Source organism: Streptomyces sp. NPDC101118, from assembly GCF_044759445.1.
Taxonomy (GTDB): domain Bacteria; phylum Actinomycetota; class Actinomycetes; order Streptomycetales; family Streptomycetaceae; genus Streptomyces.
Genome location: NZ_JBIVZG010000001.1, coordinates 562,844 through 578,323, shown reverse-complemented (window position 1 = coordinate 578,323; position 15,480 = coordinate 562,844). Strand labels below are relative to the sequence as shown.

General features: G+C 72.3%; 15 protein-coding genes. 1 reads left to right on the top strand and 14 read right to left on the bottom strand.

Translation table 11 applies throughout. The annotated features are described in order from the left end of the window. Positions 1-23: 23 nt before the first annotated feature. The 10 genes from lepB (ACIQUQ_RS02540) to proS form a co-directional block, all read right to left on the bottom strand. A complete protein-coding gene (lepB, locus tag ACIQUQ_RS02540; protein WP_403970588.1) occupies positions 24-896 on the bottom strand; it encodes a signal peptidase I in 873 nt (290 codons plus the stop codon). Positions 897-1,079: 183 nt separating this feature from the next. Next, positions 1,080-1,886 (bottom strand): signal peptidase I, encoded by an 807-nt coding sequence (lepB, locus tag ACIQUQ_RS02535; protein ID WP_403970319.1) that lies wholly within the window; start codon positions 1,884-1,886, stop codon positions 1,080-1,082. A 103-nt stretch (positions 1,887-1,989) separates the two neighbouring features. Further along, on the bottom strand, positions 1,990-2,733 hold the full coding sequence (gene lepB, locus ACIQUQ_RS02530; protein ID WP_403970316.1) for a signal peptidase I: 744 nt from the start codon (positions 2,731-2,733) through the stop codon (positions 1,990-1,992). Between the two features lie 44 nt (positions 2,734-2,777). Continuing rightward, entirely contained in the window at positions 2,778-3,128 is a 351-nt protein-coding gene (rplS, locus tag ACIQUQ_RS02525) for a 50S ribosomal protein L19 (protein WP_403970313.1), read from the bottom strand. Positions 3,129-3,261: 133 nt separating this feature from the next. After that, positions 3,262-4,083 carry a tRNA (guanosine(37)-N1)-methyltransferase TrmD gene (gene trmD / locus ACIQUQ_RS02520; protein WP_403970310.1) on the bottom strand — a complete coding sequence of 274 codons (822 nt, stop codon included), beginning with the start codon at positions 4,081-4,083 and terminating at the stop codon, positions 3,262-3,264. Then, positions 4,083-4,628, bottom strand: a complete 546-nt coding sequence (gene rimM, locus ACIQUQ_RS02515; RefSeq protein WP_403970307.1) for a ribosome maturation factor RimM — start codon at positions 4,626-4,628, stop codon at positions 4,083-4,085. Before rimM ends, trmD begins: the two co-directional genes overlap by 1 nt. A gap of 81 nt (positions 4,629-4,709) precedes the next feature. After that, complete coding sequence (locus ACIQUQ_RS02510; RefSeq protein WP_007266827.1) at positions 4,710-4,949, bottom strand: RNA-binding protein; 240 nt, start codon at positions 4,947-4,949, stop codon at positions 4,710-4,712. Between the two features lie 2 nt (positions 4,950-4,951). Beyond that, positions 4,952-5,392 (bottom strand): 30S ribosomal protein S16, encoded by a 441-nt coding sequence (gene rpsP, locus ACIQUQ_RS02505; RefSeq protein WP_403970303.1) that lies wholly within the window; start codon positions 5,390-5,392, stop codon positions 4,952-4,954. 226 nt (positions 5,393-5,618) lie between these two features. Further along, entirely contained in the window at positions 5,619-6,215 is a 597-nt protein-coding gene (locus tag ACIQUQ_RS02500; protein ID WP_399952890.1) for a hypothetical protein, read from the bottom strand. Positions 6,216-6,397: 182 nt separating this feature from the next. Then, positions 6,398-7,810 carry a proline--tRNA ligase gene (gene proS, locus ACIQUQ_RS02495; RefSeq protein WP_403970300.1) on the bottom strand — a complete coding sequence of 471 codons (1,413 nt, stop codon included), beginning with the start codon at positions 7,808-7,810 and terminating at the stop codon, positions 6,398-6,400. Positions 7,811-7,943: 133 nt separating this feature from the next. Between proS and ACIQUQ_RS02490 the strand changes: the two genes are divergently transcribed. Further along, positions 7,944-8,627 carry a methyltransferase type 11 gene (locus tag ACIQUQ_RS02490; RefSeq protein WP_403970298.1) on the top strand — a complete coding sequence of 228 codons (684 nt, stop codon included), beginning with the start codon at positions 7,944-7,946 and terminating at the stop codon, positions 8,625-8,627. Between the two features lie 7 nt (positions 8,628-8,634). Here ACIQUQ_RS02490 and ftsH read toward each other — a convergent pair whose 3' ends face one another. The 4 genes from ftsH to ACIQUQ_RS02470 form a co-directional block, all read right to left on the bottom strand. Beyond that, positions 8,635-10,563, bottom strand: a complete 1,929-nt coding sequence (gene ftsH / locus ACIQUQ_RS02485) for an ATP-dependent zinc metalloprotease FtsH (protein ID WP_403970294.1) — start codon at positions 10,561-10,563, stop codon at positions 8,635-8,637. A gap of 133 nt (positions 10,564-10,696) precedes the next feature. After that, the gene (ffh, locus tag ACIQUQ_RS02480) at positions 10,697-12,253 is read right to left on the bottom strand and encodes a signal recognition particle protein (RefSeq protein ID WP_403970291.1); all 1,557 of its coding nucleotides are present in this window, start codon (positions 12,251-12,253) and stop codon (positions 10,697-10,699) included. 279 nt (positions 12,254-12,532) lie between these two features. After that, the gene (locus ACIQUQ_RS02475; RefSeq protein ID WP_403970288.1) at positions 12,533-14,959 is read right to left on the bottom strand and encodes a [protein-PII] uridylyltransferase; all 2,427 of its coding nucleotides are present in this window, start codon (positions 14,957-14,959) and stop codon (positions 12,533-12,535) included. 16 nt (positions 14,960-14,975) lie between these two features. Next, positions 14,976-15,314, bottom strand: coding sequence for a P-II family nitrogen regulator (locus ACIQUQ_RS02470; RefSeq protein ID WP_399952909.1), 339 nt, complete (start codon positions 15,312-15,314; stop codon positions 14,976-14,978). Between the last annotated feature and the right edge of the window lie 166 nt (positions 15,315-15,480).

The following is a 15,480-nucleotide window of genomic DNA, read 5'->3' as shown; positions in this document are numbered from 1 at the left end:
GTCCGTCGATCTGGGACGGCAATCTACCCGCCGGTACCCACCCGCGTAAGCCGCCTCCGGCGCCACAGCACCAGCGGCACCGCGCCCGCGACGCCCAGACCCACCGGGGCGGCGCCCAGGGCGGCCGCCAGACCCGGCTGGTCGAAGGTGTCCGGGATCGGCAGGGTCGACCAGCGGGTGACCGGCCAGGCGATGACCACGGCCCGGCCGACGACCTTGCTGTTCGGCACGAAGCCCTTGGTCTCGTCGTCCATGTGGTAGCGCGAGTCGTACGAGTTCTGGCGGTGGTCGCCCATCACCCAGATCTTGCCCTTGGGCACCTTCACGTTGAACGGCATGTCGTCGCACGGGGTGTTGCCGTTGTAGATGTACGGCTCGTCCAGCGCCTTGCCGTTGACCTTGACCGGTCCGCCCTTCTCACAGGACACCGTGTCGCCGCCGACCCCGATCACGCGCTTGATCAGGTCCTTGTCCTCCGCAGAGGGCATCAGGCCGATGAAGCTCAGGAAGTTCTGGATCGCGTTGGGCTTGGCCACCGGCTCGCCCGCGAGCCACTTGTTCGGGTCGTGGAAGACCACGACCTCGCCCCGCTCGGGCTCCGAGCCGAACCACGGCGTCAGCTTGTCCACGAGCACCCGGTCGCCCCGCTGCAGGGTGTTCTGCATCGAGTCCGAGGGGATCGAGAAGGCCTGTACCAGGAAGGTCTTGATCAGCAGCGCGAGCAGCAGGGCGATGCCGATGAGGAGGGGCAGCTCCTTCCAGAAGGAGCGCTGCTTGCGTGCGGCGCCATCGCTCTCGTCACCCTCGTCCGCCCGGTCGGTCCCGCCGTCCACGTCCACGGCACCCTCCCGCCGCTCGTCGGGTTCTTCGCGTCCGGTCTGTGCGCCGACCGCCACATCCCCCACGTCCACTCCTCACTCAGTGCTGCCGCTCCGGGCCGGGAAGCCGGGAGCCTCCACTCCCCTAACGAGCGGGAGTTCCGCAGGGGTCGGGAGGTGAAGTGTTTCCTAAGGGATCATGCCGTACGGGCACGTAAGGATCCCGTGCGGATCATGCCGTACGGATCCCGGGGAGCAACACTATGCGACGGGCCGGGTACGGCGGCGCCCGCGCCGCGCGGGTTCCGGCACGGATCGGAAAGTCGCCGGGACCTCCAGCTTGCGCCAGTGGTCGAAGGGCCAGGCGATCACGACGGCCCGCCCCACCACCCCCTCCTCGGAGATGGTGCCGTCGAAGGGCTCGTCCAGGTGGAACCGCGAGTCCGCGGAGTTCGAGCGGTGGTCGCCCATCACGAACAGCCGCCCCTCGGGCACCTTCACCTCGAAGGTCACCTCGGAGGGCGCGTTGCCCGGGTTCACGTACGGCTCGTCGAGCCCCTCGCCGTTCACGCTGACCCGGCCCCGTGCGTCGCAGCACTTCACCGTGTCGCCGCCGACCGCGATCACCCGCTTGATCAGGTCCTGCTCGTCCGCCGAGGGGAGCAGGCCGATGAAGGTCAGCACCTGCTTGACCTGCTTGATGCCCACCGGGTCGGGTTCCACCCGGCGGGTCTCCCCCTGGAGCCAGCCGCCCGGGTCCTTGAACACCACGACCTCGCCCCGCTCCGGCTTCGCACCGAACCACGGGGACAGTTTGTCGACCAGCACCCGGTCGCCGATGCGGATCGTCTGCTCCATCGAGCCCGACGGGATCACGAAGGCCTGCACCAGGAACGTCTTGAGCACCAGGGCTATCAGCAGCGCCACCACGATCAGCAGCGGCACCTCGCCGGCCGTGCGGGTACGGCGCCGCCGCCTGACCCGCCGGGCCAGCCGCCGCCGCTCCGCCCGTCCGGGCGCGGCCGGCGCCGCCGGCCTCCCGGCCCGCGGGGAGTCGTCCGTACGCACGTCGGCGTTTGTACGCACGTCGGCGTCCGTACGGGCCCGTGCGGCCGTACGCGCCCCCGTGCCCGGTCCCGGCTCGCGCGCCGCGCCCCGCGGGCGCCCCCGGCTACCCATGCCCCGCCCCGGTTCCCGGCGCGCCCCAGCGGGTCGCCGGCCAGCCGATCCAGTCGGCCCGCCCGATCACCTTCTCCACCGGCACCATCCCCCCGCCCGGCTCTCCCAGGTGGTCCCGGGAATCTCGCGACTGCGACCGGTGGTCGCCCATGACGAACAGGGTCCCCAAGGGGACGACGACCCGGAAGGGCACCCGGGACGGCGTGTCACCGGGGAAGAGGTAGCCCTCCGCGACGGGCAGGCCGTTCACCTGGATCCGGCCGCCCGCGTCGCAGCAGACGACGTCGTCGCCGCCCACGCCCACGACCCGCTTCACGAAGTCCGTGTCGGCCGGCTCCGCCAGTCCGAGCGCGGCGCCCGCTCCCCGCAGCGCCTCCCCCAGGGCGTTGCCCTCGGGACGCTCCCGCACGAACGACCCGGTGCCGTCGAACACCACCACGTCACCCCGCTCCGGCCGGTCGCCGAAACGGTACGCCAGCTTGTTCACGAGCACCCGGTCCCCGACCTTCAGCGTCGGCTCCATCGAGTGGCTCGGGATCAGGAAGGGCTGGACGACGTACTGGGAGAGCAGCAGCAGGAAGGCCGTGCAGGCCACCCCGATCAGCGCGGCACGGCGAACGGTCAGCCCCCGGAAGGCGCTCCGGGAAAACGCAGAGCGCGGCCGCTCCCCCTCCGCCCCGTCGCCGGGTTCGGAGGAGGAGCTGCCGCGCTGCGTGATTCGTGCTTCGGTGTCCATCGGGGGCGAGCCTATCCGGCCACCCCCGGACGCCGGAGCCGAGATCAGTTGTCGCGCTTCTCCTTGATCTTCGCGGCCTTGCCACGGAGCTCACGGAGGTAGTACAGCTTCGCGCGGCGCACGTCACCGCGGGTGACGAGCTCGATCTTCTCGAAGATCGGGGAGTGCACCGGGAAGGTACGCTCCACGCCGACGCTGAAGGAGACCTTGCGAACGGTGAAGGTCTCGGAGACGCCAGAGCCCTGGCGACGGATGACAACGCCCTTGAACTGCTGGATACGGGAGCGGTTGCCCTCGATCACGCGGACGTGCACGTTGACGGTGTCACCCGGGCGGAAGGCCGGGACGTCCGAGCGCAGGGAGCCGGCGTTGACGCCATCGAGCAGGTGAGACATGTTCTTCGTCTGCTTTCTTCGCACGACGCCACAGGTCGCCGGGCGGGAGTTCGTAGAGAGTTCGAAGCCGTTCCACCCGGTGCGCGACGGTCCCCCTGTGGCAGGGGCGCGAAGCCGGGCGTACAGCAGCCGCCTATTCTTCCACGGCCGCGGCCCTGCGCCAAAATCGGCCGTCGGGCGTAGGGGCCCAGCCCAGGATGCTGAGCGTCTCGCGGTCCTTCTTGTCGAAGGCCGAAGCGGGGGTGCGCTCGATCAGGTCCGGACGGTTCTGCGCGGTACGGGCGAAGGCCTCGTCGCGGCGCCACCGGGCGATCCTGCCGTGGTGGCCGCTGAGCAGCACGTCGGGGATGCCGCGGCCGCGCCACTCCGGGGGCTTGGTGTAGACGGGCCCCTCCAGCAGGTTCGCCATCTCGCCGGGCGCGAAGGAGTCGTCCCGGTGCGACTCGGCGTTGCCGAGCACGCCGGGCAGCAGACGGGCCACCGCCTCCGTGACGACCAGGACCGCGGCCTCGCCGCCGGCCAGCACGTAGTCGCCGATGGAGACCTCGTAGACCGGCATCCGGGTGGCGTACTCGTCCGTCACCCGGCGGTCGATGCCCTCGTACCGGGCCGGGGTGAAGATCAGCCAGGGGCGCCGGGAGAGCTCGACGGCGAGCTCCTGCGTGAACGGGCGCCCGCTGGGGGTGGGGACGACGACGGCCGGGCCGTGGGCGCCGGACTCGTAGCCGTCGGCCAGCACCTGGTCCAGGCAGTCGCCCCAGGGCTCGGTCTTCATGACCATGCCGGGACCGCCGCCGTAGGGGGTGTCGTCGACCGTGTTGTGCCGGTCGTACGTCCAGTCCCGCAGGTCGTGGACGTGGACGCCCAGCTGCCCGCGGGCACGGGCCTTGCCGACCAGCGAGACGTTCAGCGGCTCCAGGTACTCCGGGAAGATCGTGACGACGTCGAGCCGCATCAGGACTCCCCGTCCCGGGCGGAGGCGATCTCCGCGCGGTCGTCGATCAGCCCCGGCGGCGGGGTGATCACGGCGCGCTGGTTCTCCAGGTCGATCTCGGTGACGATCTCCTCGACGAAGGGGATCATCACCTCGGTGCCGTCCGGGCGCTCGACGATGAAGAGGTCCTGCGAGGGCAGGTGGGAGATCTCCGTGATCCGGCCGACCTCGGTGCCGTCGGCGAGGACCACGTCGAGGTCCATGAGCTGGTGGTCGTAGAACTCGTCCTCCTCCTCCGGGAGCTCGGACGGGTCGACCTCGGCGATCAGCAGGGTGTTGCGCAGGGCCTCCGCGGCGGTGCGGTCCCTCACGCCCTCGAAGCGCAGCAGCAGGCGGCCGCTGTGCACGCGGCCGGTCTCGATGGTGAGCGGTCCTGCCGACGCGGGCTCGGTGTGGAGCACGGCACCGGGGCTGAGCCGGAGCTCGGGCTCGTCGGTGCGTACCTCGACGCTGACCTCACCCTTGATGCCGTGGGCGCGACCGATCCGCGCGACTACGAGCTGCACGCTGTTTCTCTCCTGTCGGGACGACGACGGGCCGGGGCGGGCACGTGTGCCCTCCCCGGCCCGTGCCGGTGATTCAACTTCTCAGCGGACCTGGTCCACGTCGACGAGGTCGACGCGGATGCCCCGGCCGCCGATGGCGCCCACGACGGTGCGCAGGGCGCGCGCGGTGCGGCCGTTGCGGCCGATCACCTTGCCGAGGTCGTCCGGGTGGACCCGGACCTCGAGGACCTGCCCGCGGCGCAGGTTGCGCGAGGCGACCTGCACGTCGTCGGGGTTGTCGACGATGCCCTTCACGAGGTGCTCGAGAGCCTCCTCGAGCATGATCAGGCCTCGGTCGACTCGGTGGACGCGGCCTCGGCCTCGTCCGCCTTCTTCTCGGTCTTCTTGGCCTTCTGGGTGATGGCCTCGCCCTTGGCGTCGCCACCCTCCAGGGTCTTGGCGAACTCCTCGAAGGAACGACGCTTGTCTTCCTTCGTCGCCGGCTGCAGCAGCGGCGCCGGGGCCGGCAGGCCCTTGTGCTTCTGCCAGTCGCCGGTGAGCTTCAGGATGGCGAGGACCGGCTCGGTCGGCTGGGCGCCGACGGACAGCCAGTACTGCGCACGCTCGGAGTCGACCTCGATCTTCGAGGGGTTGTACGTCGGCTGGTAGATGCCCAGCTCCTCGATGGCCCGGCCGTCACGGCGGGTACGGGAGTCGGCGACGACGATGCGGTAGTGAGGCGAACGGATCTTGCCCAGACGCTTCAGCTTGATCTTGACTGCCACTGGAGTGGTGTCTCCTGGTCTTGACGTGGTTGGGCACAACGGGATGCCACGTGGGGTTGCGGTACTCGGGGTGCCCGATGGACGCGTCAGCCGGAGGAGAGAGGGGTCCTGTGCGACTGTCGAGTACAGCTAGCCATTGTGCCATACGTCCAGGACGCGGCCACGCGCGGTGGGCGGCCAGGGCCGACGGCGTGGCCGTGCCCGCCCGGTGCGCCCGCGCGAGGCGTCAGGACGCCGCGGCGACCGCGGCCTCGGGGATGCGGAAGGGCTTCATGCACCCGCCGCACACGATCGGCGCCTGGGCCAGCACGGACGGGACCACCCGGACGTTCCGCCCGCACTCGCAGACCGCCTTCACGCGTACGCCGCCTCCGGAGGAGCCGTGCCGGGCGGCCGGCCCGCGGAAGGAGCGCTTGGTGTCGGCCGCGGTGGCCGCGGTGTGCGCCTTGAGTGCACGCTGGAGCCGCTCGATGGTCGGGCGGTAGCGCTTCTTGGCCTCGGGGTTGAGCGTGACCAGGGAGAAGCCGCTGCTCGCGTGCGGCTCGTCGGAGTGGTCGAGGCCCATCTCCTCGGCGATCGCGAGGAATCTGCGGTTGTGGTAGCGCCCCGCTCGCGAAGTGTCGCGCACGCCTCGGGCGGCGGCGATGCCGTGGACTGCCTCGTGCAGCAGTCGCTCGAAGGAGAGCTCGGCGCCGCAGGCGGACGAGGACTCTCCGATCAGGGACTCGGGCGCGGCAAGGTCAGGCAGCTCGGGGTGGTACCGCTGAATGTCGGCCCACGCCTGCGCCAGCTCTGCGGCGAGAACAGGTGGTGTCGTGCTCACGTCGTGACAACGAGCCTGGGGGCCCCGGTGTTCCGATTCCGGGCCATTCCAAATTTTTTGCACGTACCAGTCAGTTCACTCTGATGCGTCCCGACGAGGACGGGTACGCAGAACTCCGGAGGAGTCGGTACGTAAGGGGGTCCCCCCGGCCGGAAGAGCGGCCGGGGGGACCCTCCTGACGATCAGTAGGAGCGCGCCACGATCGCGAGCGTACCGGGGGCGTCGTCGGCCTGCGGGACCGAGCCGTCCTCCGCGATGAGGCACCGCACGGACACGGCCTGCTCGCCGAGCTTGGCCTCGCCCTCCGGGCCCAGCACGTCCCACGGGATGCGCGCCCAGCCGCCGGCGACGGCGGCCTCGGCGGCCTCCTCGATGGTGGCCACGTCGGTGGTGCGGGACTCACGGCGCTCGCGGGACTCACGCAGCAGCTGCGCCTGGTCCTCGTCCAGCACCTTGGGCAGCAGGTCGACCAGCGAGTCGATGGAGACCGGCTCCTTGCCGCCCGGGATGCGGCGGGCCAGCATCGCGGTGCCGTTCTCCAGGTCGCGCGGGCCGACCTCGATGCGCACCGGTACGCCCTTGAGCTCCCAGTCCACGGCGCGGCGGCCGAAGGGGGTGTCGACGCGGTCGTCGACGAAGACGCGGATGCCGGCGGCCTTGAGGCGGTCGCCCAGCTCGCGGACCTTGGCCACGGCCTCGTCGCCCTTGATCGCCATGACGACGACCTGGACGTGCGCCAGCCGCGGCGGCACGCGCAGGCCGTTGTCGTCGCCGTGCGACATGATCAGACCGCCGACCATGCGGGTCGAGACGCCCCACGAGGTCTGCCAGACCAGCTCCTGCTTGCTGTCCTTGGACAGGTAGGAGGTGTTGAAGGCCTTGGCGAAGTTCTGGCCCAGCTCGTGGCTGGTGCCCATCTGGAGGGCCTTGCCGTCGCCCATCATGCCCTCGAGGGTGAGGGTGTTGATGGCGCCCGCGAAGCGCTCCTTCGGGGTCTTGCGGCCGAGCACCACGTCGATGCCCAGCACGTTGGTCATGAAGTCGCCGTACACCTCGCGGTGGATGTGCGCGGCGTACTCGCGCGCGTCCTCGTAGGTGGCGTGGGCGGTGTGGCCCTCCTGCCAGAGGAACTCGCTCGTACGGAGGAACACGCGGGGGCGCATCTCCCAGCGGACCACGTTGGCCCACTGGTTGATCAGCAGCGGCAGGTCACGGTAGCTCTGCACCCACTTGGAGAAGTAGTCGTTGATGATCGTCTCGGAGGTGGGCCGGACGACGACCGGCTCCTCCAGCTCCTTGCCGCCGCCGTGCGTGACGACCGCGAGCTCGGGGGCGAAGCCCTCGACGTGCTCGGCTTCCTTCGTCAGGTACGACTGGGGGATGAACAGCGGGAAGTAGGCGTTCTGCGCGCCCGCCTCCTTGATGCGCACGTCCATCTCCTGCTGCATCCGCTCCCACAGGCCGTAGCCGTACGGCCGGATGACCATGGTGCCGCGCACCGGGCCGTTGTCGGCCAGTTCGGCCTTGTTGATCAGGTCCTGGTACCAGCGGGGGAAGTCCTCCGCCTGCGGGGTGAGAACGGGTGCCTTTGCCATGGCGCGAATGGTACGGCGCCGGGGAGGCTGAGCGTGAATCGGGTCCATCCGTCCTATGGACGGGATGGCCGAGGAGCAGTTCCCTTGTCAACGGGGGCAGAGCGGGGGCACGGGAGGACGGGAGCGCTTTCCTATGACACCGACGCTGGTCGCCCGTGACTGGGCGGAGATCCAGGAACGGATGCTGGTGCCGCTGTACGAGGCGGTGTACGACCGGCTCGAAGTGGGCCCGGGCACACGGCTGCTCGGCCTCGACTGCGGCGCCGGACTGGCCCTGCTGCTGGCCGCGGGCCGGGGCGCACGGGTGACCGGCGCCGAGCCGGATCCGGGGCGGCGCGCGCTGGCCCGGGAGCGGGCGCTGGCCGCCGACGCGTCGCCGCGGGCCGCGGACCGCCCGTACGACGTGGTGACGGCCTTCGCGCCGGACGGCAGCCCGGACCTGACGGGCGCGCTGCCGCTGCTCCGCCGTGGCGGCGCGGTGGTGCTGGCCGGGTGGGGTCCGCCGGAGCGGTGCGCCACGGCGGCCGTGCTGGGCGAGGCCTGGCGCCCGGCGCCGAGGGACGCGCTGGAGAACACGGCGCACCGCTTCGGGCTGGTGCCGGACGGGTCGGGGCGGGTGTTCTGCCCGTTCGGGTACGCCGACACCGAGAGCGCCGTGCGGGGGCTGCTGTCGGCGGGGCTGTACGGGCCCGCCGACCCCGCGGACGCGGACCAGGCGGAGAAGGAGCTGACCGAGGCGCTGCACCCGTACGTGCACGCGGACGGCACGGTCTGGCTGCCGAACCTGTTCCGCTACCTGATCGCCCGGGTGCCGTAGGCCGGGTTCAGTCGGAGGGCTTGGCCAGGCGCGGGATGCCGGCGGCCGCGTAGGCGGCCTCCTCGTCCAGGCTCTCCTTCTCCATGAGGGCGTCGGCCAGGGCGTCGAGCTTGTCCCGGTGCTCGCGCAGCAGCCGGCAGGCGCTCTCGTAGCACTCGTCGACGATCCGCCGCATCTCGCTGTCGACCACGTCGAGCGTGGCGGGCGCGGCGGAGAGGCCGTACGCCCCCTGGGCGTCGGACGGGATGGCGGTCAGGCGGCCGACCCGCTGGCTCATGCCCCAGCGGCCGACCATCCCGCGGGCGATGTTGGTGACCTGTTCGAGGTCGTTCTCGGCCCCGGTGGTGACGACCCCGTAGACGACGTGCTCGGCCGCCATACCGCCGAGCGCCCCGATGATCCTGCCGCGCAGGTACTCCTCGGTGTACGCATAACGGTCCGCCTCGGGCGTCGAGAGGGTGACGCCGAGTGCGCGGCCGCGCGGCACGATGGTGATCTTCCGTACGGGATCCGCACCGGGCTGGAGCATGCCCAGCAGCGCGTGCCCGCTCTCGTGGTAGGCGGTGCGGCGGCGCTCCTCGGCGGGCATGACCAGCGGCCGCACGGCGCCGAGCTGCACCTTCTCCAGTGCGTCCGAGAGGTCGGACTGGGTGACGGCGGGCTGTTTGCGCTTGACGGCCAGCAGGGCCGCCTCGTTGGCGAGGTTGGCCAGTTCCGCACCCGTCATCCCGGGCGTCGTGCGCGCCACCTGGGCGAGGTCGACCTCGCGGTCGAGGGGGATCTCGCGGGTGTGGATCTTCAGGATGGACTCGCGGCCGCCGCGGTCGGGCGGCGAGACCATGACCGTGCGGTCGAAGCGGCCCGGCCGGGTGAGGGCGGGGTCGAGCACGTCGGCGCGGTTGGTCGCGGCGATCACGACCACGCCCTCGGAGCCGCTGAACCCGTCCATTTCGGTCAGGATCTGGTTGAGGGTCTGCTCCCGCTCGTCGTGGCCGCCCACGCCCGCGCCGCCGCCGCGGGCCCGGCCGATGGTGTCGATCTCGTCGATGAAGATGATCGCGGGGGCCGCCTTGCGGGCCTCGGTGAAGAGCTCGCGGACCCTCCTGGCGCCGACGCCGACGATCATCTCGATGAACTCGGAGGCGGAGGCGGAGAAGAAGGGCACCCCCGCCTCGCCCGCCACCGCGCGTGCCAGCAGGGTCTTGCCGGTGCCGGGCGCGCCCGCGAGCAGCACGCCGCCGGGCATCCGGGCGCCCATCCGCCGGTAGGCGTCGGGGTTCTTGAGGAAGTCCACGACCTCGCTGAGCTCGCCCTCGACCTCGTCGATGCCGGCCACGTCGTCGAAGGTGGTGCGCTTGCCCTCCTCGACCTCCACCGGCTTGGGCGGCGCCTTGCCGCCGAGACCGCCCAGGCCGCCTCCCATGGCCGCGCCCATCCGGCGGGCGACCAGCACCCACAGGCCGATCAGCAGGAGCATCGGGGCGAGGGAGATGAGCAGGTTGGCGAGGAAGCTGCGGTGCTCGACGACGGGTGAGGCGGTGACGGTGACGCCCTTGGAGGTCAGGGCGGACCAGAGGTCGTCGTCGGCGAAGGCGGGGCGCTGGGTGACGAACTTGGTGTAGTCGCCGTCGCCGCCCGGGACGGGCTGCTTGCTCTTCAGCTGGCCCTCGATGGCGTCGCCCTTGGAGTAGATCTTCGAGACGTTGCCGGCGTTCACCTGCTTGCTGAACTCGGTGTACGAGACGGTCGGCTCGTCGCCCCCGTCGAAGAACGACAGGACCAGGTTGGTGAGCAGGTAGACCACCAGGGCGGTGAGGACCAGCCCGCGCCAGCCGCCGGGCATCCGCCGCTTGGGCGGCGGGGTCGGCGGCGCGCCCTCGGAGCGCCAGGGGGTGTCGGCCCTGTCACGCGGCGGCACGGGGGTCGGGCTGGGCAATCGGGCCTCCTCCTGTGGCGGGAGGTCCGACATTACGGGAGGTACCAGGACACCGCCGGGGGGCGCTGGCCCGTACGGGGGTACGGGAAAGGCCCCCGCGCGGGGCGCGGGGGCCTTCTCGTACGGCGGGACGTCAGCCCATGAACTTCTTGAACTCGTCCGGGAGTTCGAAGTCCTGGCCGGGCTGGCCGGCGGGCAGCCCGAAGGCGCCGCCGGGCGCGCCCTGGGCGCCCTGCTCGCGGCGGGCCTGGGCCGCGGCCTCGTCCGCCTTGCGCTTCATCGGGTTGCCGCTCTTGCGCTTGCCCTTGGCCTGCTTGACCTGCTTCTTCTGCCGGCCGGGGCCGCCGCCCATGCCCGGGATGCCGGGCATGCCGGGCATCCCGCCGCCCTGGGCCATGCGGGACATCATCTTGCGGGCCTCGAAGAACCGCTCGACGAGGTTCTTGACGGCGCTGACCTCGACGCCGGAGCCCTTGGCGATGCGGGCGCGGCGGGAGCCGTTGATGATCGTCGGGTCCTGGCGCTCGGCCGGGGTCATCGACTTGATGATCGCGGCGGTGCGGTCCACGTCGCGCTCGTCGATGTTGTTGATCTGGTCCTTGATCTGCCCCATGCCCGGGAGCATGCCGAGCAGCTTGGAGATGGAGCCCATCTTGCGGACCTGCTCCATCTGGGCCAGGAAGTCGTCGAGCGTGAACTCCTTGGGGCCCTTGGCGAGCTTGGCCGCCATCTTCTCGGCCTCGGCCTGCGAGAAGGTCTGCTCGGCCTTCTCGATGAGGCTGAGCACGTCGCCCATGCCGAGGATGCGGGAGGCCATGCGGTCCGGGTGGAACGCGTCGAAGTCGTCCAGCTTCTCGCCGTTGGAGGCGAACATGATCTGGCGGCCGGTGACGTGCGCGATGGAGAGCGCCGCACCACCGCGGGCGTCGCCGTCGAGCTTGGAGAGGACCACGCCGTCGAAGCCGACGCCGTCGCGGAAGGCCTCGGCGGTGTTGACCGCGTCCTGACCGATCATGGCGTCGACGACGAAGAGGACCTCGTCGGGGCTGACGGCGTCGCGGATGTCCGCGGCCTGCTGCATCAGCTCCTGGTCGATGCCGAGGCGGCCGGCGGTGTCGACGATGACGATGTCGTACTGCTTGGTGCGGGCGTACTCGATCGAGTCCTTGGCGACCTGGACCGGGTCGCCGACGCCGTTGCCCGGCTGGGGGGCGTACACCGCGACGCCGGCGCGCTCGGCGACGACCGAGAGCTGGTTGACGGCGTTGGGGCGCTGGAGGTCACAGGCGACGAGCAGCGGCGAGTGGCCCTGCCCCTTGAGCCAGAGACCCAGCTTTCCGGCGAGGGTGGTCTTACCGGCACCCTGGAGACCGGCCAGCATGATGACGGTCGGAGCGGTCTTGGCGAACCGCAGGCGGCGGGTCTCGCCGCCGAGGATGCCGATGAGCTCCTCGTTGACGATCTTGATGACCTGCTGGCTGGGGTTCAGCGCCTTGGAGACCTCGGCCCCGCGGGCCCGCTCCTTGACGTTCGAGATGAACGCCCGGACGACGGGCAGCGCCACATCGGCCTCGAGGAGGGCGATACGGATTTCCCGGGCCGCGCTGTCGATGTCCTGCTCGGAGAGGCGGCCCTTGCCCCGGAGGGACTTGAAGGTCGCGGAGAGGCGGTCGGAAAGCGTATCGAACACGGTGGTCGCGATTCCTCGGGTCGGCGGATGGGTGGTCGCCCCCCAGGGTATCTGCCGCCGCCGCTTCCCCGAGCCCTGCGGTGCCGGTTCCCCACCCCGCCCTTCCGCCGTTCCCTGGGGCTCCGCCCCAGTCCCCGCGCCTCAAACGCCGGCGAGGCTGGACCTTTCAGCCCGTCCGGCGTTTGAGGACCGGGTCCGGGGCGGAGCCCCGGTGAGCGGGAGTGGGGGTCCCCCCGGACGAAGTCTGGGGAAGGCGGGTAGGGGACTTGCCCCGCAGGGTCAGGACAGGGCGGCCTGCACGCGGGCGGCGAGGGCGGTGGCTTCGGGGGGCGGGAGCGGGAGGCCTTCCGCACCTGTGAGGTACAGGGTGTCCACGGCGTTCGCACCCAGCGTCGACACGTGCGCGCTCCGCACGCGCACCCCGGCGGACTCCAGCGCCCGCCCGATCCGGTGCAGCAGCCCCACCGCGTCCGGGGCCCGCACCTCCAGCACGGTGGCTACGGCCGAGACGCCCGGCACCGCCACCACCCGGGGCGGCGGCGGGGTCACCCCGCGGCGCCGCGGATAGGCGGCCTCCCGCTCGGCCAGCTTCCCGGGCACGTCCAGCGACCCGTCCAGCGCCCGCACCAGATCGGCCCTGAGCCGGGCGGCCTGCGGCAGCGAGCCGTACTCCGCGGCCACCCGCCACCGCAGGGCGAGCACCTCCCCGCCCAGCTCCCCCGGCAGTTCCACCGAGCGCAGGTCCGCCGCCCGCACCGTCAGCCGGTGCAGGGCCAGCACCCCCGCGACCGCGGGCAGCACTCCCGGCTGGTCCGGCACGGCGATGAGCAGCTCGACGCCCACCTCGTCCGGCGCCTCGGTGCGCGCCCGCAGGGCCAGCACCGGCTCCCCGGTGCGGACGGCCTCGACCGCCAGCCGCTCCTGCTCGGCGCTCGGCGCCCCGGTGTCCGGCACCGCCACGGGCTCGCCAGCGAGCACCGCGCCCACCCGTTTCACCAGGTCGGCCACGAGGGATCCGCGCCAGGCGCTCCAGGCGGCCGGGCCGGTGGCGAGCGCGTCGGCCTCGGTGAGGGCGTGCAGCAGCTCCAGGGTGCCGGTGGCGCCCACGGCCTCGGCGACGGTGCGCACGGTGACGGGGTCGTCGAGGTCGCGCCGGGTGGCGGTGTCGATGAGGAGCAGGTGGTGCCGGACGAGGGTGGCCAGGACCTGCGCGTCCTCCTTGTCGAAGCCGATGCGTGCGGCGACGTCGCGGGCGATGGTCTCGCCTGCGGCGGAGTGGTCGCCGGGCCAGCCCTTGCCGATGTCGTGCAGCAGCGCGGCGACCAACAGCAGGTCCGGGCGGCCGACGCGGCGGCTGAGGGCGGCGGCGCGCACCGCGGTCTCGACCAGGTGGCGGTCGACGGTCCAGGTGTGGACGGGGTTGCGCTGGGGGCGGCAGCGGACGCGTTCCCAGTCGGGCAGCAGCCGGGTGATCAGGCCCTCGGCCTCCAGGGCCTCCCAGACGGCCACGGTGGGTTCGCCGGCGCCGAGCAGGGTGACCAGCTGTTCGCGCGCCTCGGCGGGCCAGGGCACGGGGAGCGGCTTGGTCTGGGCGGCGAGGCGGCGTACGGCGTGCGGGGAGACGGGCAGCCCGGCCTGGGCGGCGGCGGCCGCGAACCGCAGGGGCAGTCCGGGGTCGCGTTCGGGGCGGGCGGCCAGGGCCAGCACGACCTCGCCGTCCTGTTCGACGACGCCCTCGGCGAGCGGGGCACGCTCGACGGCGTTCCCCCGGCCGCCGAGCAGTCCGCGCAGCCGGGGCCGGGCCGAGCGGGCCCGCAGGACGCGGCCGACCTCGCGCCAGGTGACGTCGCCGGCGTACGAGACGACGCGGGCGGCCTCGTAGACCTGCCGCAGGAGCGCGTCGGCGTCCAGCAGTCCGAGGGAGGCGGCCACCTGGTCCTGTTCCTGGAGGGCGAGCCGGTCGGTGGCGCGGCCGGTGGCCAGGTGCAGGGCGTCCCGGGCGTCGAGGAGGGCGCGCCGGGCGTCGGCGAGGCCCTCGCGGGGGGCGTCGGCGAGCCAGGAGGCGGCGACGGCCCGCAGGGCGGTGAGGTCGCGGAGGCCGCCGCGGGCCTCCTTGAGGTCGGGTTCCAGCAGGAAGCGGAGCTCTCCGGCGCGTTCGGCGCGCTCGCGGCCCAGCTCGGCGAGTTCGGGGAGCCGCCGGGGGGCCTGGTTGCGCCAGTCGGCGAGGACGGCGGTGCGCAGGCCGGCGACCAGGCCGAGGTCGCCCGCGACGGGCCGGGCGTCGAGGAGGCCGAGGTGGACCTTGAGGTCCTCGGCGGCGGTCTTGCGGGCCTGTGCGGGGGTGCGGACGGAGTGGTCGAGGGCCAGTCCGAGGTCCCAGACGGGGTACCAGACGCGGTCGGCCAGGGCGGCGATGGCGCCCGGGTCGGCCTTGCCGTCGTGGAGGAGCAGCAGGTCGAGGTCGCTGCGGGGGGAGAGTTCGGCGCGGCCGTAGCCGCCGACGGCGACCAGGGCGGCGGACCGTACGCCGGTTTCGCGTGCGGCCGCCGTGAAGAGGGCGGCCAGCCAGTCGTCGGTGAGGGACGCCAGGGCGGAACGGCGCGGCGGCCCGGACCGCGACTCCTCCTGGAGGAGTCGCAGCCGGGCCGCCGCGTAACCGCTGGGTCCCGAGTCGGCCTGTTCGGTTTTCTCTTCGACGCTCGTCACCCAAGGGCTCCGTTTCCTAGAGCGCGTCCGCGCCGCGCTCGCCGGTGCGTACGCGGACGACGGAGTCGACCGGGACGCTCCAGACCTTGCCGTCACCGATCTTGCCGGTCCGGGCGGCCTTGACGACGATCTCCATGACGTCGGCCGCGTCGTCGTCGGACACGACGACCTCGATGCGGATCTTCGGAACGAGGTCGACGGTGTACTCGGCGCCGCGGTAGACCTCGGTGTGGCCGCGCTGGCGGCCGTACCCGCTGGCCTCGGTGACCGTGAGTCCCTGGACCCCGAAGGTCTGGAGGGCCTCCTTGATCTCGTCCAGCTTGTGGGGCTTCACGATCGCGGTGATGAGCTTCATGCGTCCACCTTCTTGGCGTCCTGGGCGGGGGCGGCGACGGCGGTGGCGGGGGGGGGGGGCGGCCCCCCCCCCCCCCCCCCCCCCCCCCCCGCCCCCCCCCCCCCCGCCCCCCGGTGGCTTCCCGAGACAACGACGTCCACCGAGACCCGCAACACCAACGAAAACT